The organism is Streptomyces mobaraensis NBRC 13819 = DSM 40847 (assembly GCF_017916255.1).
Taxonomy (GTDB): Bacteria; Actinomycetota; Actinomycetes; order Streptomycetales; family Streptomycetaceae; genus Streptomyces; species Streptomyces mobaraensis.
Window position 1 is genome coordinate 1004666 of the sequence record NZ_CP072827.1, and the last position, 20769, is coordinate 1025434.

Annotated in this window: 23 protein-coding genes; 10 read left to right on the forward strand and 13 right to left on the reverse strand. The window is 73.0% G+C overall.

The window, feature by feature from the left end:
* Window positions 1–239 precede the first annotated feature (239 nt).
* Together J7W19_RS03705 and J7W19_RS03710 are read left to right on the forward strand one after the other, a co-directional pair.
* Window positions 240–1229, forward strand: a complete 990-nt coding sequence (locus J7W19_RS03705; RefSeq protein WP_201768178.1) for a LacI family DNA-binding transcriptional regulator — start codon at window positions 240–242, stop codon at window positions 1227–1229.
* A 74-nt stretch (window positions 1230–1303) separates the two neighbouring features.
* Window positions 1304–1978, forward strand: a complete 675-nt coding sequence (locus J7W19_RS03710; RefSeq protein WP_004938436.1) for a TetR/AcrR family transcriptional regulator — start codon at window positions 1304–1306, stop codon at window positions 1976–1978.
* A 136-nt stretch (window positions 1979–2114) separates the two neighbouring features.
* Here J7W19_RS03710 and J7W19_RS03715 read toward each other — a convergent pair whose 3' ends face one another.
* From J7W19_RS03715 to J7W19_RS03725, 3 genes are all read right to left on the reverse strand, one after another.
* Window positions 2115–2597 (reverse strand): hypothetical protein, encoded by a 483-nt coding sequence (locus J7W19_RS03715; protein WP_004938438.1) that lies wholly within the window; start codon window positions 2595–2597, stop codon window positions 2115–2117.
* Between the two features lie 108 nt (window positions 2598–2705).
* Complete coding sequence (locus tag J7W19_RS03720) at window positions 2706–3197, reverse strand: peptidylprolyl isomerase (RefSeq protein WP_040887554.1); 492 nt, start codon at window positions 3195–3197, stop codon at window positions 2706–2708.
* Window positions 3198–3383: 186 nt separating this feature from the next.
* Window positions 3384–4205 carry a TetR/AcrR family transcriptional regulator C-terminal domain-containing protein gene (locus J7W19_RS03725; RefSeq protein ID WP_040887556.1) on the reverse strand — a complete coding sequence of 274 codons (822 nt, stop codon included), beginning with the start codon at window positions 4203–4205 and terminating at the stop codon, window positions 3384–3386.
* A gap of 100 nt (window positions 4206–4305) precedes the next feature.
* On the opposite strand from J7W19_RS03725, the gene J7W19_RS03730 reads away from it, so the two are divergent.
* From J7W19_RS03730 to J7W19_RS03745, 4 genes are all read left to right on the forward strand, one after another.
* Window positions 4306–5193 carry an alpha/beta fold hydrolase gene (locus tag J7W19_RS03730; protein ID WP_004938444.1) on the forward strand — a complete coding sequence of 296 codons (888 nt, stop codon included), beginning with the start codon at window positions 4306–4308 and terminating at the stop codon, window positions 5191–5193.
* A 111-nt stretch (window positions 5194–5304) separates the two neighbouring features.
* Window positions 5305–6138, forward strand: a complete 834-nt coding sequence (locus tag J7W19_RS03735; RefSeq protein WP_004938447.1) for a helix-turn-helix domain-containing protein — start codon at window positions 5305–5307, stop codon at window positions 6136–6138.
* Window positions 6131–6349, forward strand: coding sequence for a DUF397 domain-containing protein (locus J7W19_RS03740; protein ID WP_004938450.1), 219 nt, complete (start codon window positions 6131–6133; stop codon window positions 6347–6349). The genes J7W19_RS03735 and J7W19_RS03740 overlap by 8 nt, the downstream gene beginning before the upstream one ends.
* Before the next feature lie 111 nt (window positions 6350–6460).
* Entirely contained in the window at window positions 6461–7009 is a 549-nt protein-coding gene (locus J7W19_RS03745) for a GNAT family N-acetyltransferase (protein ID WP_004938451.1), read from the forward strand.
* Between the two features lie 104 nt (window positions 7010–7113).
* Here the strand turns inward: J7W19_RS03745 and J7W19_RS03750 are convergent, their stop codons facing one another.
* The 6 genes from J7W19_RS03750 to J7W19_RS03775 all read right to left on the reverse strand — a co-directional run bounded on the left by J7W19_RS03750 (window position 7114) and on the right by J7W19_RS03775 (window position 12980).
* Complete coding sequence (locus tag J7W19_RS03750; RefSeq protein WP_004938456.1) at window positions 7114–8331, reverse strand: GNAT family N-acetyltransferase; 1218 nt, start codon at window positions 8329–8331, stop codon at window positions 7114–7116.
* Between the two features lie 139 nt (window positions 8332–8470).
* The gene (locus J7W19_RS03755) at window positions 8471–9724 is read right to left on the reverse strand and encodes a DUF6986 family protein (protein ID WP_325176054.1); all 1254 of its coding nucleotides are present in this window, start codon (window positions 9722–9724) and stop codon (window positions 8471–8473) included.
* Window positions 9725–9895: 171 nt separating this feature from the next.
* Window positions 9896–10858: an electron transfer flavoprotein subunit alpha/FixB family protein gene (locus tag J7W19_RS03760; RefSeq protein WP_004938463.1), complete on the reverse strand. Its 963-nt coding sequence runs from the start codon at window positions 10856–10858 to the stop codon at window positions 9896–9898.
* A 70-nt stretch (window positions 10859–10928) separates the two neighbouring features.
* A complete protein-coding gene (locus J7W19_RS03765; RefSeq protein WP_004938466.1) occupies window positions 10929–11714 on the reverse strand; it encodes an electron transfer flavoprotein subunit beta/FixA family protein in 786 nt (261 codons plus the stop codon).
* A 187-nt stretch (window positions 11715–11901) separates the two neighbouring features.
* On the reverse strand, window positions 11902–12408 hold the full coding sequence (locus J7W19_RS03770) for a flavin reductase family protein (protein WP_004938469.1): 507 nt from the start codon (window positions 12406–12408) through the stop codon (window positions 11902–11904).
* Between the two features lie 242 nt (window positions 12409–12650).
* Complete coding sequence (locus tag J7W19_RS03775) at window positions 12651–12980, reverse strand: TlpA family protein disulfide reductase (RefSeq protein WP_040887561.1); 330 nt, start codon at window positions 12978–12980, stop codon at window positions 12651–12653.
* 398 nt (window positions 12981–13378) lie between these two features.
* Between J7W19_RS03775 and J7W19_RS03780 the strand changes: the two genes are divergently transcribed.
* A complete protein-coding gene (locus J7W19_RS03780; RefSeq protein ID WP_004938475.1) occupies window positions 13379–14107 on the forward strand; it encodes a lysophospholipid acyltransferase family protein in 729 nt (242 codons plus the stop codon).
* Window positions 14108–14150: 43 nt separating this feature from the next.
* Here the strand turns inward: J7W19_RS03780 and J7W19_RS03785 are convergent, their stop codons facing one another.
* From J7W19_RS03785 to J7W19_RS03800, 4 genes are all read right to left on the reverse strand, one after another.
* The gene (locus J7W19_RS03785) at window positions 14151–15218 is read right to left on the reverse strand and encodes a threonine aldolase family protein (protein ID WP_004938478.1); all 1068 of its coding nucleotides are present in this window, start codon (window positions 15216–15218) and stop codon (window positions 14151–14153) included.
* Entirely contained in the window at window positions 15215–15976 is a 762-nt protein-coding gene (locus J7W19_RS03790) for an SDR family NAD(P)-dependent oxidoreductase (RefSeq protein WP_040887564.1), read from the reverse strand. Before J7W19_RS03790 ends, J7W19_RS03785 begins: the two co-directional genes overlap by 4 nt.
* Before the next feature lie 50 nt (window positions 15977–16026).
* Complete coding sequence (locus tag J7W19_RS03795; protein ID WP_040887510.1) at window positions 16027–17433, reverse strand: DUF6421 family protein; 1407 nt, start codon at window positions 17431–17433, stop codon at window positions 16027–16029.
* Window positions 17434–17648: 215 nt separating this feature from the next.
* Window positions 17649–18215, reverse strand: coding sequence for a GNAT family N-acetyltransferase (locus J7W19_RS03800; protein WP_004938487.1), 567 nt, complete (start codon window positions 18213–18215; stop codon window positions 17649–17651).
* An 80-nt stretch (window positions 18216–18295) separates the two neighbouring features.
* Here J7W19_RS03800 and J7W19_RS03805 point away from each other — a divergent pair, with 80 nt between their 5' ends.
* From J7W19_RS03805 to J7W19_RS03815, 3 genes are all read left to right on the forward strand, one after another.
* Complete coding sequence (locus tag J7W19_RS03805) at window positions 18296–18688, forward strand: VOC family protein (protein ID WP_004938490.1); 393 nt, start codon at window positions 18296–18298, stop codon at window positions 18686–18688.
* A gap of 289 nt (window positions 18689–18977) precedes the next feature.
* Window positions 18978–19577 (forward strand): DUF5134 domain-containing protein, encoded by a 600-nt coding sequence (locus J7W19_RS03810; protein WP_004938493.1) that lies wholly within the window; start codon window positions 18978–18980, stop codon window positions 19575–19577.
* A 152-nt stretch (window positions 19578–19729) separates the two neighbouring features.
* Window positions 19730–20668: a M56 family metallopeptidase gene (locus tag J7W19_RS03815; RefSeq protein WP_004938496.1), complete on the forward strand. Its 939-nt coding sequence runs from the start codon at window positions 19730–19732 to the stop codon at window positions 20666–20668.
* Window positions 20669–20769 lie beyond the last annotated feature (101 nt).

The window sequence follows — 20769 nt, forward strand, 5'->3', positions numbered from 1 at the left end:
TCGCGGCGCGACCGGCCCCGGTTGGCCGGCCGTCGCTTTCCCGCCAGTCTCGGCCACTGTTGACAACGTTGTCCAGGCCCTATGCTCGTTCGACGCGCACCACGCACGATCGCGACGCACAGCACAACGCACCGCCCAACCACCCACGCCGCCCACGCCGCCCACGCCGCCCACGGAGGACGCGCCACGTGCCCGACACCGCCCACAGCCCGCGCCCCCGCTACGGGACCCGGCCGACCATGAAGGACGTGGCGACACGCGCCGGCGTGGGGCTGAAGACGGTGTCCCGGGTGGTGAACGGCGAGCCGGGCGTGACCCCCGAGACCGAACGCCGCGTCAGGGAGGCCATCTCCGCCCTGGGTTTCCGCCGCAACGACAGCGCCCGCGTACTGCGCAAGGGCCGTACCTCGTCCGTCGGCCTCGTCCTGGAGGATCTGGCGGATCCGTTCTACGCCCCGCTCAACCGCGCCGTCGAGGAGGTCGCCCGCGACCACGGGGCGCTGCTCATCAACGGTTCCAGCGCCGAGGACCCCGAGCGGGAGCGCGAACTCGCCCTCGCCCTCTGCGCCCGCCGCGTCGACGGCCTCGTCGTCATCCCGGCCGGCGCCGACCACCGCTATCTGGAACCGGAGATGGCGGCCGGCGTGGCCACGGTCTTCGTCGACCGTCCCGCCGGACTGATATCCGCCGACACCGTCCTCTCCGACCACGCGGGCGGCGCCCGCGAGGGCGTGGCGCACCTGGTCGCCCACGGCCACCGCCGGATCGGCTTCATCGGCGACCAGCCGCGCATCCACACGGCGACCGAGCGGCTGCGCGGCTACCGGGCCGCGATGGACGCCGCCGCGCTGCCGGTGCACGACGGCTGGATCTCGCTCGGCCCCACGGCGCCGGACCGGGTACGCGGCGAGGTGCTGCGCATGCTGTCCGGCCCGGCGCCGGTCACCGCCCTCTTCACCGGCAACAACCGGGTGACCGCCACCGCCGTCCGCGTCCTGTCCGAACTCCCGCGCCGCGTCGCCCTCGTCGGCTTCGACGATCTCGAACTGGCCGATCTGCTCTCCCCCGCCGTCACGGTCATCGCCCAGGACCCCGCCCGCCTCGGCCGCACCGCCGCCGAACTCCTCTTCCAGCGCCTCGACGGCTACGCGTCGGAGACCCGCCGCATCGAACTGCCGACGCGCCTGATCGCACGCGGCTCGGGTGAGCTGCCGCCCGCGGAAGGATGAGCGCGCCCCAACCCGTAACGCTAACGGTTATCTTTCCGCAACCGCCCCACTTCAACATTTGCTAGTGTGAGCGCATGACCGCGCCCCCCGGACGCCGCGAACGCAAGAAGGCGGCGACCCGCCAGAAGATCGCCGACGCCGCCCTGCGGCTCTTCCTCGAGCGCGGGTACGACGCGGTGGGCATCCGTGACGTGGCCGCCGAGGCCGACGTCGCCGTCACTACGCTCTTCTCCCACTTCGCCTCGAAAGAGGCCCTGGTGTTCGAGCAGGACGCCGACTTCGAGCACCGCCTCGCGCGGGCGGTCGCCGACCGGGCCCCGGACGAACCGCTGGTCCCCGCGCTGCGCCGGGAGATCAAGGCCCTGGTGCGGCACTGCACGGCGGACGCCGCCGCCCCCGTCTGGCGCATGATCGACGCGTCGCCCGCCCTGCGGGAGTACGAGGAGTCGATGCGGCTCCGCCACGCCGAGTCGCTGGCGGCGGCCATCGCCGCCGAGCCCGGCCTGGCGCGGACCCCGACGGCCTGCCGGGCGGTCGCGCGGTTCGCGATCGACGCCTACTCGCTGGCCCGCGAGGCGGCCGATCCGGAGGCCGCGGTGGACGAGGTCTTCACGATGATCGAGGCGGCCTGGGAGGCGGCCCGCTCTCCGAGCGGAACCGACGCCGGCGAAGAGACCGCGCGCCCCCTCGGCGCGCCCCGCGCCGGCGAAGTGGCCGCGCGGCCCCTCGACGCGGCCCACACCCGCTAAGAGACCACGCGGCCCCTCGATATGACCCGCGCCGGCGGAGAAACTGCGCGCCCCCTCGGTGCAACCCGCCCCGGCGAAGAGATCACGCGCCCCCTCGACGCGGCCCGCACCCGCGAAGAGACCACGGGCCCCCTCGCTACGACCCGCCCTGTCGAAGAGACCCCTCGGCTCCGGACGGGGCCGGGGAGGACGTAACGAAGGCCGTCTCCTCCGACACCAGCCGGTCGGCGAGCCGGCCCCACGACAGCAGGGCCCCCACGGCGATCACCCCGGCGACCAGCGGCCAGGAAACGTGCCGGCCCACCCCGTACTCCAGGGCGTCGACGCGCCGTCCCGCCGCGAAGAACCAGGCGAGGCCGCCGCCGACGACGAGCAGGTGGTTGTTCTTCTCGCGCAGCAGCCGCATGCCCGCCCACAGCAGCACGGGCATGGCCAGGAGCAGTCCGACGACGAACGTGGCGAGCCACACCCCCGTCCCCGCCCAGGCGGACTGCGGATCGGCCTTCTCCTCGGCGCGCGCGGCGGCGAAACCGGTCGTGAGGACGGTGTGGCAGGCCAGGACGGCGAGGGCGGTGACCGCGGCCCCCTTCAGGGGCCTGACCCAGGGGAACGTACGCATGGGCCCATCGTTTCCGCCCGGAAACGCCGAACGCCTGAGTATCTGTACTCAGGCGTTTCCTCAGGCGTTACTCAGGCGTTCGGTATCTCAAGCTCGCCGCGGCGAACGTCAGGCGACCGTGCCGCTCTCCTTGATGACGACGTCGGCCTTCAGGGCGCCGCTGTGGGAGCCCAGCGCCTCGATCTGCTTCACCAGGTCCTGGCCCTCGACGACCTCGCCGAAGACGACGTGCTTGCCGTCCAGCCACGGGGTGACGACGGTCGTCACGAAGAACTGGGAGCCGTTGGTGTTCGGGCCGCGGTTGGCCATCGACAGCAGGAACGGCCGGTCGTGCTTGCGGGAGAAGTTCTCGTCGGCGAAGGTCGCGCCGAAGATGCTCTTGCCGCCGGTGCCGTTGCCGTGGGTGAAGTCGCCGCCCTGGAGCATGAAGTCCGGGATGACGCGGTGGAAGGCCGAGCCGGCGTAGCCGTAGCCGTTCTGGCCGGTGGCGAGCTCGCGGAAGTTGCGCGCGGTCTCCGGGACGACGTCGTCGAAGAGCCGGAAGACGATGCGGCCGGCGTCCTTGCCGTCAATGGTGATGTCGAAGAAAACGTTCTGCATGGCCACATCCTCACATCCTTCGGCGCGTCGCCCAATTCCCGGCCCACCGGGAAGGCCCCGACGGCCCCTCCTCCACCCGGCCGGGCCCGCGCGCCGCCCGCCCCCCGAGCGCGCCGGACACGGCGGAGCCGCGGGCCGACGGGCCCGAGGACCGGGCGGGAGTCGCGCCCCCGCACATGCCGAGGCTCACCGGCCGGCGCCCGCCTCCGCGCTCGGGGAGCCGGCCGCCGCCTCGATCCCGTCCAGCAGGACGGCCAGGCCGGCCGCGAAGACGCGGTCGGTCTCGCGCTCCCAGGTGTCCGTCGGATCCCCGTCCGCCGCGGGCGGGGTCCGGGCGGAGGCGAGCCGCGTCGACAGCGGGAAGCGGTCGGCGAAATCGGGGGCGAGCTCGTTCAGGAGGGTCACCCGGGCGGTCCACCAGTCCCGGTCCGCGACGCCGGTCACGGCCGCCGCCCGGCGCGCCTCCGCCGTCGTCCGCGCCGAGCCGTGCACGAAGTGGAACAGCGAACTCACCACCGCCCGCAGCGCCCCTGCCTCCAGCCGGGCGCCCGACAGGGCGCGGAGCAGCGCCTCCAGAACGGCCTGCTCGTGCGGGCCGAGCACCGGGCGCGCGTACGAGACCTGGAGCACCCACGGGTGCCGCAGGCAGAACTCCTTGAGTTCCGACGCCCAGGTCGTCACCTCCGTCCGCCAGTCGTCGCCCGCCGCCCGGTCGATGGGGAGTTCGGCGTGCACGCGGTCGTACATGAGGTCGAGGAGTTCCGCCTTGCCGGGCACGTAGGTGTAGAGCGCCATCGACGAGCACCCCAGCCGCTCCGCCACCGTGCGCATCGACAGTCCCGCCGCCGACGCGGCCTCGTCGGCCACCGCGACCGCCGCCTCGACGATGGCGTCGACGGTCAGGCCGGGCTTGGGGCCCGGCGCCTTGCGCGCGGGACGCGCGTCCTCCCCTTTCCACAGCAGCGTCATGGACGCGGTCGGGTCGCCCTGCCCGGCGATGATGCCCACGCTCACGCTTGATCTCCTTACGCCCTACGCTATTGTCGCTCCCGCCAACACCTTACGCCCTACGGAATTGGTCGGCACCGACCGGAACAGGGAGACAGCCGTGATCGAAGCGAGGCTCCACGACGGCAGCGTGCTCCCGGTGGAGGTCCACGGCACCGGGTCCGCCACCGTGCTCCTCCCCGTCGATCCACGTCCCGCGGAAGGGGCGCGCGCCGAGGAACTCCGGCGCTGGGGCGTCGATCCCGCCCTCGGCCGGTCTCTCGCGCGAGGTCTCGCGGACGCCGGTTTCCGCGCGGTCGCGTTCCCCTACGAGGGCCACCTCATGGCCCACCCCCGGCCGGACGCCCTCACCCCGGACACCATCACCGCCGACCTCCTGGCCGTCGCCGACGCGACGGGCGCCGACCGGTTCGCCTACTACGGCTACTCCTGGCTGGCCCTCAGCGGCCTCCAACTCGCCCTGCGCACCGACCGGCTCACCGCCCTCGCGATGGGCGGCTTCCCGCCCCTCGGCGGCCCGTACGCGGAGATGCTGCGCGTCACGAGGGCCGCGCACGCGATGGCGGCTTCCGCCGCCGCCCCTGGTACGACGGCCGTCGGGACCACGGACCCGAACGGCTACGACTGGTCGTCCGTGGCAGTCTCCGCCTCCGAGGCGCAGACCCGGCAGTTCGTGACCCTGTACGAGGCGCTGCGCGACTTCGACGAACGGGCCGCGTCGGCGCGGCTGCGCTGCCCGCGCCTGTGCTTCGCCGGTTCCTCCGACACGATCCCCTACGGGGAGGGCTGGGGCGGCGTCACCGTCGACATCGGCGGCGCGCTCGCGGCCGGCCGTACGGAACTGGCCGCCGCCGGCTGGACGGTCCGCCTTCTCGACGGCCTCGACCACACGCAGGCGATGCAGCCGGCGCATGTCCTGCCGGTGCTGCTGCCTTGGCTGACGGCTTCACGCTCAGCCCTGGACGACGCCGTACGTCCACCGAGGTGAGAGCGTTCCGGCGTCAACCGGTCGGCCGGGAACTTCCGTTTCCGGCTCGGACTTCCCGCCCCGCCTCCTAAGCTCGGCCGCGCCACAGCTCACCGCCGGGGGGTTCCCACCATGTCCGATCCGGAACGGCTCGACCCGTCTCGGGGCATCATCGCGCGGTACGCGTCGCGGTTGCGGGAGCTGCGCGTCGAGCGCGGCTTGACCCGGGCGGAGGTCGCGGACCGGGTCTTCCTGTCGTACAGCGCGATCGCGAAGTTCGAGTCGGGCGAACGCTTCCCCGTCGAGGAAGTGGCCCAGTTGCTGGACGAGGTCCTTGAGGCCGGCGGTTCGCTGTTCGACCTTTGGGACGATATCCAGGAGAGCCCGGACACGAGGTGGGCCAAACGGCACCTCGACTACGAGTCGCGCACCGTGAAGTTTCGCCACTACACCGACTTCATGCCCGCGCTCTTGCAGACGGACGACTACTTGACGGCCCTCCTCAGGCACAGCCTGCCGGAGTTTGGAGGCAGCCTGGAGGCAAAGGTCAGGTATCGCCAGAAAAGGCGCGCCCTCCTCGAAGGGCCTGATCAACCGGAGTTCCACACGGTCATCTTGGAAGCCGCCCTGCATTGGCGCGTTGGAGACGACCGGATCATGCGCGGTCAGTTGACACACCTGCTCGCCTCAGCGCGCAATCCGCGTATCCACCTTCGCATAGTGGCGTTCGACCACGTCCCGCCGTTCGACGGGCTCACGAACCTGACCATGGCGACAATCATGACGCTCCGCAGCGGGCAATCGATCGTGTATCGGCCCGGGATCACCAGGGGTACCTACACCTCCAAACCGCAAGAGGTCGCCGAGTACGTATCCCTGTACGATTCCCTCGAAGGCTGGGCTCTTTCAACTGAGGCGTCAACTGCCCTTATCCAAAAAGTGCTTGAGGAGAAGTACCGTGCCTAGCGTCTCCACGGATCCATATGTGACCACCTGGCGAAGCAGCAGTTACAGCATGGGCGAGGACAAGTGTCTTGAGGTATCGGACGAACACCCCGGCCTGATACCCGTCCGCGACAGCAAAACCCCCACTGGCCCCACCCTCACCATCCCCACCCCCGCGTGGAGCGCGTTCATCACCGCGCTCAGCGCGGAAAGCGGCCTCGCGCCCCGGTAGCGGCCGTTGCCGGCCGCATGGCAGGCCGGTCAGGCCCGGTATCGCGCTGCCCGGCGCGCGTCCGTCAGCGCGGTCCGCGAAACCGCGGCGTAACGAACGCCCCGTACCGTCGTGCGGGTGAGTGCACCAGCGAACGGACGTCAGGCGGACCCGGACATACGGATCCGGGCCGGTGGCGAGGACGACCTCGGCGAGCTGACCCGGATCTACAACCACTACGTCGTCGAGACGCCGATCACCTTCGACATCGAGCCGTTCACCGTGGACCAGCGGCGCCCGTGGCTGCTGGAGCACCCGGATTCCGGGCCGCACCGGCTGCTCGTGGCCGAGCAGGGCGGAAAGCTGCTCGGGTACGCGACCAGCAGCGCCTTCCGTCCGAAGCACGCGTACGCGACGTCCGTCGAGACCACCGTGTACGTGGCGCCGGAACACGTGGGCCACGGCGTCGGCAGGCTGCTGTACTCCGCCCTCTTCGAGGTCCTGGAGCGGGAGGACGTGCACATGGCACTCGCCGGCATCACCGTGCCCAACGACGCGTCCCGCCGCCTCCACGAGCGCTTCGGCTTCCGCCCCGTCGGGGTGTACGAGCAGGTGGGCCGCAAGTTCGGCGAGTACTGGGACGTGGCCTGGTTCCAGCGACAGGTGTCGCGGGAGGGATGACGGCGGCCGGGGTGCCGTCACTCGGCCCGGCGGCCACGCAACCCGCGCGGCACCTCGGACAGCACCCCATGACCCGGCACCCCTGCCCCGGACAGGACGCTCCTTCAGAACTCGTCGACCGTGTGCGCCGGATACTCCGTGCGCAACGCCGCGTCCAGCCGCGCCACGGCTCCCGGCGTGTGCTCGGTGACCAGGCCCGCCCGTGCCAAATCCCGCAGTCCCGTGCCGCCGAGGTAGCAGGCGGCGAGCTCGCGTACGTCGAAGGTGAGGTCGGGGGCCTCGTCGGTGCGGGTGACGGTGGCGCCGTCGGGTCCCGCCGTGAGGCGGAGGCGTTCCGCGGCGCGGGAGTCCGTGATCTCCAGGACCAGGTCGCAGGGAGCCGACCAGGAGCGGGACTTCAGGGCGGTGGGCACGTCGAGGACGCGCAGCCAGAGGGCGGGTATCTCCCGGGTGACGCGGACCTGGTCGCGGTCGGCGGCGAAGTGGAGCAGCGGGTCGTCCAGGGGGCGGCCCCAGGCGCGTACCCGTTCGGTGCGGTCGATCGAGACGAGGTGGCGCCAGAGCGCCGCGGCGGCCTCGGGGGTGTCGGCCTCCAGCTCGGAGACGGCCACGATGCCGTCGGGGGTGCCGGGGACGTCGCGGCCGTCGCCGGTGCGGTAGACGGCGTAGCCCACGGGCGGTGTGCCGAGCGTGACGACCCGGGGCGGGCTGAGGTGCGGCGCGTCGTCCTCGGTCTCGGGGAGTGTGCGGGTGCGCCACCATGCGCTGTCGCGGGAGACGCGGCCCGCGCGGCGGCGCCGGTGGGCGGCGTGGAGGGGAGCGAGGAGGGCGGGGGCGTCCTCGGGGTCGACAAAGTGCACGGGGAGGTCGGCGGGTTCGATGCGCAGGGCGAGCGGGCGGTCGGAGTCGATCTCCACTCCGTAGACGTGGGTGGCGGCGCCGAAGCCGAAGCGGCCGTAGAGGCCGGCGTCCGCGGCCCAGAGCGCGGCGAGCGGCTGCCCGGCGGCCCGGCAGCGGCTCCACAGTTCGCCGATCAGTCCCCTGAGGACGCCCCGGCCCTGATGGCCGGGGGACACGGAGACGAACGTCACGCCCGCGCAGGGCAGTTCGCCGCCGGGGACGGACAACAGGAGCGGGCGGGCGGCGAGCATGCCGACCAGGTCGTCACCGTCGTGGGCGCCGACCCGCTCGGCGCCGAGGAGCATCTCCCGGTGGCGCTCGCGCCGTTCCGCGTCCGCGGACTCCTCGAAGGCGAGGTAGGTGAGGTCCAGGGCACGGTCCAGGTGCGCCTCGGGGATCCGGCGGAATTCCAGTGTGGTCATGATCGGACGTTAGGTATCCGGGTCCGCACGGCGCCAGGGATTTTCGGCCCGGGATGACCCGGCTCACACGTCCGTCAGACCGCCGGGGGTCGTCCGCCGGCGGCCGCACGGGGGCAAGTGGGGCCTGCCCCCGGCGCCCTCACCCCGCACGGCCCGCCAGTGCGTCGAGTTGCGGACGGGTGAGGCCCGTAAGCCCGGTGATCTCCGCCGTGTCGGCCGCGCCGCAGTCGGTCGCGCGGAGGAGGTAGCCGGCGAGGGAGCGGGCCGTGGCGGGTTCGTCGAGGATGGGGCCGTCGCCGCCGGACCCGGCGGCGTAGGCGGCCAGGCGGGCCGCCGCCGGGTCCAGGCCCTCGCGGTAGAAGCCGTACACGGCCGCGTACCGCGTCGGCAGGTGGCCGGGGTGCATGTCCCAGCCCTGGTAGTACGCCCGCGCCAACGCCCGGCGGACCAGGGCGTGGTGGTAGCGCCAGGCCGCGTGCACCCGCTCGCGCGGGCCCACGGGGAGGACGTTCGTCGAGCCGTCCGACAGGCGTACCCCCGTACCCGCCACCGCCGTCTGCATCACGGCCTTAGCGTGGTCCGCCGCCGGATGGTCGGGGGCCTGGTGTGCCGGGGCGACGCCGCACGCCGCGCTGTAGTCGAAGGTGCCGTAGTGCAGGGCGCTCACCCGGCCCTCCCCCGCGTCCAGCAGCCGCGCGACCGTGGCCCGGCCGTCCGGGCCCAGGACGGCCTGGGTGGTCTCGATCTGGACCTCGAAGCGGAGCCGGCCCGCGTCCAGGCCGTGGGCCTTCTCGAACTCTCCCGCCACCTCCGCCATCGCCGTGACCTGTGCGGCGTGGGTGACCTTGGGGAGGGTGAGGACGAGTCCGGCGGGCAGCCCTCCGCCCGCCATCAGGCCCGTGAGGAAGACGTCGAGGGTGCGGACGCCCCGGTCCCGTACCGCCGCCTCCATGGATTTGGCGCGGATGCCGACGAACGGCGGCGCGCTGCCGTCCGCGACCGACGCCGCCGTCAACTCGGCGGCCCGCGCCGCCGCTTCGTCCTCCTCGGCGTCGGAACGGCGGCCGTAGCCGTCCTCGAAGTCGACGCGCAGGTCCTCCACGGGCTCCCGGGCCAGCTTCGCCCGGACGCGGTCGTGGACGGCCGTGGCGTCCACGCCGAGGGCGGCGGACAGCGCTTCCGCGTCCGGCGCGTGCTCGTCGAGGGCGGCCAGGGCCCGTTCGCCCCACGTACGGACGGTGTCCGCCGCGAAGGCGTCCGCCGGAACGTAGACGGTGTGGACGGGCTGGCGGGTGCCGGGGTCGCCGGGGTAGCGGCGCGCGAGGTCCGCGTCCACGGCGGCGAGCCGGGCCGTGAGGCGGTCCGTCAGCGTGCTGTCGAAGGTCGTCGTCACGCTCCGGTGCACAGGGTCCCACCCGCCAATCCGCCGCCGGGAGTTCAACAGTTCGTTGAAGCCAGTCGACGCTAGCCGCGTCCCCGCCCGGCGGTCAACACCCCGGGAAACGCGACGGGCTCCCGCACGCCGCCGCGCGCGGGAGCCCTGAGAGCGGCCCCTGAGGGACGATCAGCCCTTGCGGGCCTTGATCTCGTCCGTCAGCTGGGGGACGACCTCGAAGAGGTCGCCGACGACGCCGTAGTCGACCAGCTCGAAGATCGGCGCCTCCTCGTCCTTGTTGATGGCGACGATCGTCTTCGAGGTCTGCATGCCGGCCCGGTGCTGGATGGCACCGGAGATGCCCGCCGCGATGTAGAGCTGCGGGGAGACCGACTTGCCGGTCTGGCCGACCTGGTTGGTGTGCGGGTACCAGCCGGCGTCCACCGCGGCGCGGGAGGCGCCGACGGCACCGCCGAGCGAGTCCGCCAGGGCCTCGATCAGCGGGAAGTTCTCGGCGCCGTTGACGCCGCGGCCGCCGGAGACCACGATCGCGGCCTCGGTCAGCTCGGGGCGGCCGGTCGACTCGCGCGGGGTGCGGGAGACGACCTTGGTGCCGGTGGCCAGCTCGCCGAAGGTGACGGAGAGCTGCTCGACCGTGCCCGCGGCCGGGGCGGCCTCGGGGGCGGCGGAGTTGGGCTTGACGGTGATGACCGGGGTGCCCTTGGTGACGCGGGACTTGGTGGAGTACGAGGCCGCGAAGACGGACTGCGTGGCCACCGGGCCCTCGTCGCCGGCCTCCAGGTCGACGGCGTCGGTGATGAGGCCGCCGCCGATACGGAGCGCGAGGCGGGCCGCGATCTCCTTGCCCTCGGCGGAGGACGGGACGAGCACGGCGGCCGGGTTGACGGCCTCGTAAGCGGCCTGGAGGGCGTCCACCTTGGGGACGACCAGGTAGTCGGCGAACTCGGCGGCGTCGGCGGTGAGCACCTTGACGGCGCCGTGCTCGCCGAGCACCTTCGCGGCCTCCTCGGCGCCGGCGCCGAGGTGGACGGCGACGGGCTCGCCGATGCGGCGGGCGAGGGTGAGCAGTTCGAGGGTGGGCTTGCGGACGGCGCCGTCCACGTGGTCTACGTAGACGAGGACTTCAGCCATGGCGTTGCTCTCCTGCGGGAAGTGTGAGGGCGGTTGCGGGGTTCCGGGCTCAGACGGGCTTGTGGCCCGCTCAGACGAACTTCTGGCCCGCGAGGAACTCGGCGAGCTGCTTGCCGCCCTCGCCCTCGTCCTTGACGATCGTGCCGGCCGTGCGGGCCGGCCGCTCGGCGGCGCTGTCGACCTTGGTCCAGGCGCCGTCGAGGCCGACCTCGTCCGCCTCGATGCCCAGGTCGGACAGGTCCAGCGACTCCACCGGCTTCTTCTTCGCGGCCATGATGCCCTTGAAGGAGGGGTAACGCGCCTCGCCCGACTGGTCGGTGACGGAGACGACGGCCGGGAGGGCGGCCTCCAGCTGCTCGGTGGCGGCGTCGCCGTCGCGGCGGCCGGTCACCTTGCCGTCCTCGACCGCGACCTGGGAGAGCAGGGAGACCTGCGGGACGCCCAGGCGCTCGGCGAGGAGGGCCGGGAGCACGCCCATGCCGCCGTCGGTGGAGGCCATGCCGCAGACGACCAGGTCGTAGCCGACGTGCTCGACGGCCTTGGCCAGCACCAGCGAGGTGCCCATGACGTCGGTGCCGTGCAGGTCGTCGTCCTCGACGTGGACGGCCTTGTGCGCCCCCATGGACAGCGCCTTGCGCAGCGCGTCCTTGGCGTCCTCGGGGCCGACGGTGAGCACGGTGATCTCCGCGTCATCGGCCTCGTCGGCGATCTGCAGCGCCTGCTCGACCGCGTACTCGTCGAGCTCCGAGAGCAGGCCGTCCACGTCGTCGCGGTCGACGGTCAGGTCCTCGGCGAAGTGCCGGTCGCCGGTGGCGTCGGGCACGTACTTCACACAGACAACGATCCTCAAGCTCACGCCGGCTCTCCTACTGCATCGTCTCTTCAAAGCTGCCTTGGCAGGCAGCATAGGCGCCTTGGGGGGCGGATCCCGGGCGGGGCTGGTGATGCCCACACCGGAATGTTACTCGTCAGTACATCGAGCGTGTCACCCGAGCGCAAGGCCGTTGACCTGTGATGTGCCCAACGCGCGGGGCAGGGACGTCTCAGTCCCGCAAACCGTTGAAGCGTCCCTGGTGGTAGAGCAGGGGACGGCCCGTTCCGGCGGCCTCGCCCGTCACCGCCTCGGCGAGGACGAGGCAGTGGTCACCGGCGGGGACCCGGGCCACCACCCGGCACACCAGCCACGCCAGCACGCCCTCCAGCAGCGGCACCTCCTCCGGTCCGGCGCGCCACCGGGTGGGCGCGGCGAAGCGGTCGGCGCCGCTGCGGGCGAAGACGGCGGCCAGTTCGCGCTGGTGCTCGCCGAGTATGTGCACGCCGACATGTTCGGTCTCGGCGAGGACGGGCCAGCTGGACGAGCCGGTGCCGACGCCGAAGGAGACGATCGGGGGCTCGGCGGCCACGGAGGTGAGGGAGGTCGCGGTGAATCCCACGGGGCGGTCGCCCTGGGCGGTGATCACGGCCACGCCGGCGGCGTGCCGGCGGAAGACCGAGCGCAGCAGCTCGGGGCCGGCGGCGCGGAGGGTGCTGAGGTCGGGCGAGACCGACATGGGCTGTCCCCTTCAAGTCGAACAAGTCGAGCTGGTCGAGCCGGAGTGGTGCGGTCGCGGAAACTCACGGGCTCGGACAGCGCGCGCCGGCTGCCACCGGTACGTCCACGTACGTGTCTAACTGCGAGAGAAGTCCAGGCCACATGGCGTCACCTTGGCGAGGCGCGGCGAGCGGCGTCAAGGGCCGCCGGGCGGATGGGACTGGGATCACGATGATCCACGGCGGGCGGCGGCGCCGCGCGTCACGGGTTGTCCACGGCCGCCCCGAGCGCCGCGATGACGTGCGCCTTGCGCGGCTCGCCCTCGGCGCGGCGCACGACGCGGCCGGCGGCGTCGAGGACGAGCACGGTCGGCGTCGCGGTGATGTCCAGGGATCTGACGAGGCCGAGCCGCGCCTCGGCGTCGATCTCGACGTGGGCGACGCCGTCGACCATGCCCGCGACGTCGGCGAGGACCCGCCGGGTGGCCCGGCACGGCTGGCAGAACGCGCTGGAGAACTGGACGAGGGTGGCCCGCTCGCCCAGCTCGGCGCCGAGCGCGGCGGCGTCCAGGCGTGGCGCGCCGGTGTCCAAGCGTGGCGCGTCCGCGCCCGGCCGTGGCCCGTCGGCGTCCGGCCGTCGCGCGTCGGCCTCATTCCGTTCCCGCACGTGCGTCCTTCCGTCTGTCACCGTGGCCACCGTGGCGCGGGTCCGGATACCCGCGTCGTCCCGTTCGACGCCGTTCCCCCGCCGCGGCGTTCCGTCCCTTCCTCCAGCACCGCTTCCGGTGGCGGAATTCCCGGCCGGAACCCCCGCCACCTCCCCGCCAATCCGGCAAATCGGGCGACGTGATGAGGATCTCCCGGCCGGGAAGCACCCCCGACTGGCTTGCGGGCCGGACATTCGGGCACGATCTGCCGGAAGCCGCCACCCTACGGCTGCGTAACTTCAGCGGGAGCATCCTCCCCAGGCCCCCGAAGGACATAACCGATATGGCAGAGCTCGTGTACCCCCCGGTGATCGGCGCCGTCCGCACCATGTTCAAGGCCGCCGACCTGCGCCTCGACGTCCAGGGCACCGAGCATGTGCCAGAGCGCGGCGGTGCCGTCCTGGTGAGCAACCACATCGGCTACCTCGACTTCGTCTTCTGCGGCCTCGCCGCCCGGCCGGCGAAGCGGCTGGTGCGCTTCATGGCCAAGGAGTCGGTCTTCCGGCACAAGGTGTCGGGGCCGCTGATGCGGGCGATGAAGCACATCCCCGTCGACCGCTCGGCGGGCCTCGACGCGTACAAGCACGCCCTGTCGGCGCTGCGCTCGGGCGAGATCGTCGGGGTGTTCCCGGAGGCGACGATCTCCACCTCGTTCACCCTGAAGAGCTTCAAGTCCGGCGCGGCGCGGCTGGCGCAGGAGGCCGGGGTGCCGCTGCTGCCGATGGCCCTGTGGGGCACGCAGCGCCTGTGGACCAAGGGACGCAAGCGGAACCTGGGCCGTAGCCATATACCGGTGGCGATCCGGGTGGGGGCGCCCGTCGAGGCGGACCCGGACGAGCCGGCGGAGAAGGTCACCGAGCGGCTGCGGGCCCGGGTGCAGGAGCTGCTGGAGGCGGCGCAGCGGGCGTACCCGGTGCGGCCGAAGGGCCCGGACGACACATGGTGGGTACCGGCACACCTGGGCGGGACGGCCCCGACGCCGGCGCAGGTGGCGGCGCTGGAGGGCGTGTAGGCGCCCTGGAGGCCCCCCGACGGCCGTTCACGCGGCGCCGGGGTCACCCCCGTGCCATCTCCTCCTTGACGAGCGCGGTGAACGCGTCCACGTCGTCCTCCGTGGTGTCGAAGGAGCACATCCAGCGGACGTCGCCCGCCGCCTCGTCCCAGAAGTAGAAGCGGTACCGCTTCTGGAGCCGCTCGCTCACCTCGCGCGGCAGGCGCGCGAAGACGGCGTTCGACTCGACGGGGTGCAGCACCTCGACGCCGTCCACCGCGCGGACGCCCTCGGCGAGGCGGGCGGCCATCGCGTTGGCGTGGGACGCGCTCCGCAGCCAGAGGTCGCCGGCCAGCAGCGCCTCGAACTGCACCGAGACGAAGCGCATCTTGGAGGCGAGCTGCATCGACAGCTTGCGCAGGTGCTTCATCGCCTTGACCGCGCCGGGGTTCAGCACGACGACGCACTCGCCGAACAGCAGGCCGTTCTTGGTGCCGCCGAAGGAGAGCAGGTCGACGCCCGCGTCCGTGGTGAACGCGCGCAGCGGGACGCCCAGCGTGGCCGCGGCGTTGGCGGCGCGCGAGCCGTCCAGGTGGACCTTCATGCCCCGCTCGTGGGCGTGGTCGCAGATCTCCCGGATCTCCTCGGGGGTGTAGCAGGTCCCGAGCTCGGTGGTCTGGGCGATCGAGACGACCTGCGGCTGCGCGCGGTGCTCGTCGTCCCAGCCCCACGCCTCGCGGTCGATCAGCTCGGGCGTGAGCTTGCCGTGCGGGGTGGGCACGGTGAGCAGCTTCAGCCCGCCGACGCGCTCGGGCGCGCCGCACTCGTCGACGTTGATGTGGGCCGAGGCGGCGCAGATCACCGCGCCCCACCGCTCCGTCACCGCCTGGAGGGCGACGACGTTGGCGCCCGTGCCGTTGAAGACGGGGAACGCCTCGGCGGTGGGCCCGAAGTGGGAGCGGAACACCTCCTGGAGGTGCTCGGTGTACTGGTCCTCCCCGTACGCGATCTGGTGGCCGCCGTTGGCGAGGGCGAGGGCCGCGAGGACCTCCGGGTGCGCGCCGGCGTAGTTGTCACTGGCGAAGCCGCGGACCCGGGGGTCGTGCCGGCGTATCGCGTCGGTCTCGCTCACGTGTGGGGAGTCAGCCACAGACGGGTTCCGTTCACTTCGGAGGCGGGCTTCTCCCAGACGCCGACGATGGCCTCGGCGAGGTCCTTGACGTCGGTGAAGCCCGCGAACTTGGCATTGGGGCGCTCGGCGCGCATGGCGTCGTGCACCAGGGCCTTGATGACCACGATGGTGGCGGCGGCCGTCGGTCCGTCGTCCCCGCCCGCCTTGCGGAACGCGTCCCCGAGGGCGAGCGTCCACGCCTCGGCGGCGGACTTGGCGGCGGCGTACGCGGCGTTGCCCGCGGTGGGCTTGCTCGCGCCGGCGGCGCTGACCAGCACGTACCGGCCGTTGCCGCTGCGGTTGAGGGCGCCCTCGAAGGCCAGCGAGGTGTGCTGGACCGTACGGATGAGCAGCTTCTCCAGCAGCTCCCAGTCGGCGGGGTCGGTCTCGGCGAAGGTGGCCGAGCCGCGCCAGCCGCCCACCAGGTGGACCAGGCCGTCGACGCGACCGAACTCCTTCTCCGTGCGGTCGGCCCAGGCGCGGGTGGCGTCCAGGTCGAGCAGGTCGACGGTGTCGCCGATGACGGTGGCGCCGCCGTGGGCGTAGCGGGCCGCGTCCACCGCCTCGGCGAGGCGGGCCGCGTCCGCGTCGGCGGCGACGACCGTCGCCCCCGCCTCGGCCAGCCGCAGCAGGGCCGCGCGGCCGGCCGGGCCGGCCGCTCCCGCCACCGCCACGACGGCGCCGTCCAGCCGGCCGTCGCCGTTGGTCGGAGTGCTCATGGTCTTCGCCTCCTCGTTACCCGCGAGGTTCCCCGCGCTGTCCTGGGTGCTCACGCGGCCGCCTTCTCCACGCTCGCCGCGGTGATCCCCTTGGTCGAGGCGATCACGGTACGCAGCTTCTTGGCAAGGGCCTCGTAGAACATGCTGAGCGGGAACTCGTCCGGAAGCACGTCGTCCACGAGCTTGCGCGGCGGCAGGCTGAGGTCGAGGGCGTCCGGGCCCTTGGCCCAGGTGGAGCCGGGGTGCGGGGCCAGGTACGTCGAGACGAGCTCGTAGGCGGCGAGCCAGTGCACGAGCTTGGGGCGGTCGATGCCGTCGCGGTAGAGCTTCTCGATCTCGCCGCACAGCTGGTTCGTGACCCGCGGGGCGCGGTCCCAGTCGATGTGGAGGGTGTTGTCCGTCCAGCGTACGACGTCGTGCCGGTGCAGGTAGGCGAAGAGGAGCTGGCCGCCGAGGCCGTCGTAGTTGCGGACGCGCTCGCCGGTGACCGGGAAGCGGAACATCCGGTCGAACAGCACGGCGTACTGCACGTCACGGCCCTGGGCGTAGCCGTCGGCCTCCAGCTTCACGGCCTCCTTGAAGGCGGTGAGGTCGCAGCGCAGCTCCTCCAGGCCGTACATCCAGAACGGCTGCCGCTGCTTGATCATGAAGGGGTCGAACGGCAGGTCGCCGTGGCTGTGCGTCCGGTCGTGGATCATGTCCCAGAGGACGAACGCCTGCTGGCAGCGTTCCTGGTCGTCCAGCATGGCGGCGATGTCGTCCGGGAGCTCCAGGCCGAGGATGTCCACGGCCGCCTCGGTCACCCGGCGGAAGCGGGCGGCCTCGCGGTCGCAGAAGATGCCGCCCCAGGTGAAGCGGTCGGGGGCCTCGCGGACGGCGATGGTCTCCGGGAAGAGGACCGCGGAGTTGGTGTCGTAGCCCGCGGTGAAGTCCTCGAAGGTGATGCCGAGGAAGAGGGGGTTGTCGTAGCGGGTGCGCTCCAGCTCGGACAGCCACTCGGGCCACACCAGGCGCAGGACGACGGCCTCCAGGTTGCGGTCCGGGTTGCCGTTCTGGGTGTACATGGGGAAGACGACCAGGTGCTGCCGCCCGTCGACGCGCCGCTCGGCGGGGCGGAAGGCGAGCAGCGAGTCCAGGAAGTCCGGCACGCCGAAGCCGCCGTCCGCCCATTTACGCAGGTCGGAGACGAGGGCGGCGTGGTACTCGGCGTCGTGCGGGAGGAGCGGCGAGAGCTGCTCGACGGCGGCGACGACGCGCTCCGTCTCGGCCCGTACGAGCTCCCCCGGCGGGGCGCCGTCGGCCTCCAGGTCGATCGAACCGTCGGCGGACTGCCACGGCCTGATCGTCTCGACGGCGTCCTTGAGCTGCGTCCAGGCGGGGTGCCCGGTGACGCTCTCCACGGACGCCTCGGACGATTCGTCGGCGGCTATCGCCCTTGACGCGAGAATTTCCGTCATGACAACCCCTTCCCGGGAGAACCTGGCGTTAAGACACCGTATCCATGCGCGGTTCTCCTCCTCAAGGGGTGCTGCTGCAAATTATCCTGCGGGCCCCGGGGGGCCGCCGCCGTTTTTCCTGTCGGAGGCTGCCGAAAGCGAGAGACATGCGACAGGCGCTGGATGCGGAGCGTCCGCGTCCGGCAGCCGTCCGTCACCGGTACCGCCGCACGGCCTTACGGCAGTTCCTTCACCAACAGCTCGAACTCCAGGTCGTCGCGGCGCGGTATGCCGAAGCGCTCGTCGCCGTACGGGAACGGGACCATCTTCCCCGTCCGCCGGTAACCCCGCCGCTCGTACCAGGCGATCAGCTCCTCGCGCTGCCGGATCACCGTCATGTGCATCTCGCGGACGCCCCACTCGGCCCGCGCCACCCGCTCGGCCTCGGCGAGCATCACCCTGCCGAGCCCCGCGCCCTGGAGGGCGGGCCGGACCGCGAACATGCCGAAGTAGGCGTGGTCGCCGCGGTGTTCGATGTGGCAGCAGGCGAGGGGGGCCTGGGGGGCTCCAGGGTCCTCGGCCAGCAGCACCCGGCTGCCCTCGGCGGTCACCACGGCCGTGACGCCCTCCTCGTCGGTGCGCTGCCCGTCCAGGAGGTCCGCCTCCGTGGTCCAGCCCACGCGGCTGGCGTCCCCGCGGTAGGCGGACTCGATCAGGGGGACGAGCGCGGGGGCGTCGGCCGCGGTCGCGGCGCGGATCACCGGCCGGTCCTGGCCGGGGCGGGCGGTCTCCAGGGCTTCCATGGTGTTCCGGGGGTCCTTTCCTGGGTCCGGTGCGATCGCTCCCGAGACTAACCGCAGGTCGATGCGTACAGTCGGAGGGCATGGTGCACGTACTGAGCGGCAGGGTGTTGCTGAGACCGACCGATCCCGAGCGCTCGCGGGCGTTCTACGGCGACGCGTTGGGCCTCGCGGTCTACCGGGAGTTCGGCACGGGCGAGGAGCGCGGCACCGTCTACTTCCTGGGCGGCGGTTTCCTCGAACTCTCCGGCCGCGCGGAGGCGCCGCCGGCCCCGGGGCTGGAACTGTGGCTCCAGGTCGCCGACGCGGCGGCGGCGCACGACGAACTCCGTGAGCGCGGCGTGCGGATCCTGCGACCACCGGAGCGGATGCCCTGGGGGCTGATCGAGATGTGGATCGCCGATCCCGACGGGGTGCGCATCGTGGTGGTGGAGGTACCGGAGGGGCATCCGCTGCGGTACCGGCCGGGCATCTGACGCCCGCCGCAACGGCGTTCGGCCCCTTCGGCCGTCCCAATCCTTCGGCCGTCCGGATCCTTCGGCCGTGCCAATCCTTCGGCCGTCCGGATCCTTCGGCCGTCCGGCCGGGGCGACCCCGTATCGACCGTCCGGCCGGGGGCGCCTCCGGTACCGACCGTCCGGCCGGGGGCGCTCCCGTACCAGCGCGCCCCTGCCCTGCGCCCGTGCGCTCCCGTACGAACCCCTCGACGGGGGCATTCTGCCCAGGGGGAGCGCGGCGCGGGTCGGGGGTCCAAGGAGGCGGGGCGTGCACGGACCACCGCTGGTCGGGTGGCTGCTGGTGGTGGTGGGCACCACGGCGGGCATGTACTGCCTGCTCCGGGCCAGGTCCGGCGCGGCGGGGGAGCGCCGGGCCGCCCGGGGTGACGCGGTGATGGGGCTGGGCATGGCGGCCATGGCGGCCCCGGTGTGGGTGCCGACGGGCCGGCCGTGGGGGGCGGTGGCGTTCGCGGCGCTGTTCGCGGCGGCGGGGGCGCACGCGCTGGTGGCGGCGCGGCGTGGCGGCGACGCCCACCGACTGCACCACGCGGTAGGGGCGTTCGCGATGGTCTACATGGCACTCGCCATGGCGGAGGCGCCGGGAGGCGGCCACGGCGGGGCCGGCCACCCCGACGCCCATCATCCCGCCGGGACACCGCTGTTGACGGGGCTGCTGCTCGTCTACTTCGCCGTGTACGTGGTACGGACGCTCGCCGCGATCGTCCCGCTGCCGACGGCGGGGACGGCTCCGCCCGGCGCGCCTCCGGGGCTGACCGCGCCGTCATTGCCCCGCGGCCGCCTGGAACTGACCGGCGCCTGCCGGGTTTCCATGGGGATAGGGATGCTGGCGATGCTGCTGACGATGTGAGGGACGCGCGGGGCGTCCCTGAACGAGCCCTCGGCCAAAAGGCGTAGGTCCTGCCACTGCACGCGAACGTGTAGGTCCACTACTGTTCTGCTCCAGCACTGGACCCACAGGACTCCACGCCGTCGTGGACGAATCCGAGGGAAGGCCCACGCATGCTCGTCCCGCTCGCGCTGCTGGCGCTCGGCGCGCTGATCGCCTCGCTGGCTCCCCGTTTCCTGGCCCGCGCCGACTGGCCCGACCGCGAACCGGTGCTGGCCCTGTGGGTGTGGCAGTGCGTGGTGGCCGCCGTCCTGCTGTGCTGCGCGCTCGCCATGGCCCTGAGCGCCGCGGCGGCCTGGAAGGCGGTGCGCGGCAATGTGTTCGCCCCCGCGCCGAGCGGCGTGGTCGAGGCGTACGCCCTGGGCGGCTACGGCGCGTTGGCCGCGCCCATGGCCGTCGTGCTCGCCTGCGGAGCGGTCTGGACGGCCGCCATGCTCACCCGCGAGGTCCGCGGCGCCCGCGCCCGGCGCCGGCGGCGCCGGGCCGACCTCCTCGTGCGCTCGCCGCGGCTGCCCGGCGAGGAGCCGGGCGGCGAGCGGCTGGTGCTGCTGGAGTCGGACCGGCCGGACGCGTGGCTGCTGCGCGGCGGCCCCGCCCCGCAGCTCGTCATCACCACCGGCGCGCTGCGCCGGCTCGACGACTCCCAGCTCGACGCGCTCCTCGCCCACGAGCAGGGTCACGTCCGGGCCCGCCACGACTGGCTGCTCCACTGCTCCTCCGCGCTCGCCAACGGCTTCCCCCAGGTGCCCGTCTTCGCCGCCTTCCGCGACCGGGTGCACCACCTGGTGGAACTGGCCGCCGACGACGTCGCCTCCCGGCGGTTCGGGCGGCTGACGACGGCGCTGGCGCTCGTCGAACTCAACGAGGACCGAGGGGTGTTCGACCCCTGCGCGGCACGCACGTCCCAACTGCCCGGCCGGGTGGACCGGCTGCTCGCCCCGGCCCCCCGCCTCACCCCGGCCCGCCGCCTCCGCCTGACGGCCACGGCGGCGCTGGTGCCGTTCGTCCCGGTGCTGGTCACGTTCGTACCGGGGTTGCGGGCGCTGGGCTGAAGACCCGCCCCGGAGCGATCAACGGTCCCGGAACCGTGTGCGTCTTGCCCACTGCCGCCGGGCCGCAGCGCCTGCCGGCCCACACCGGGTGAGGAACCGCC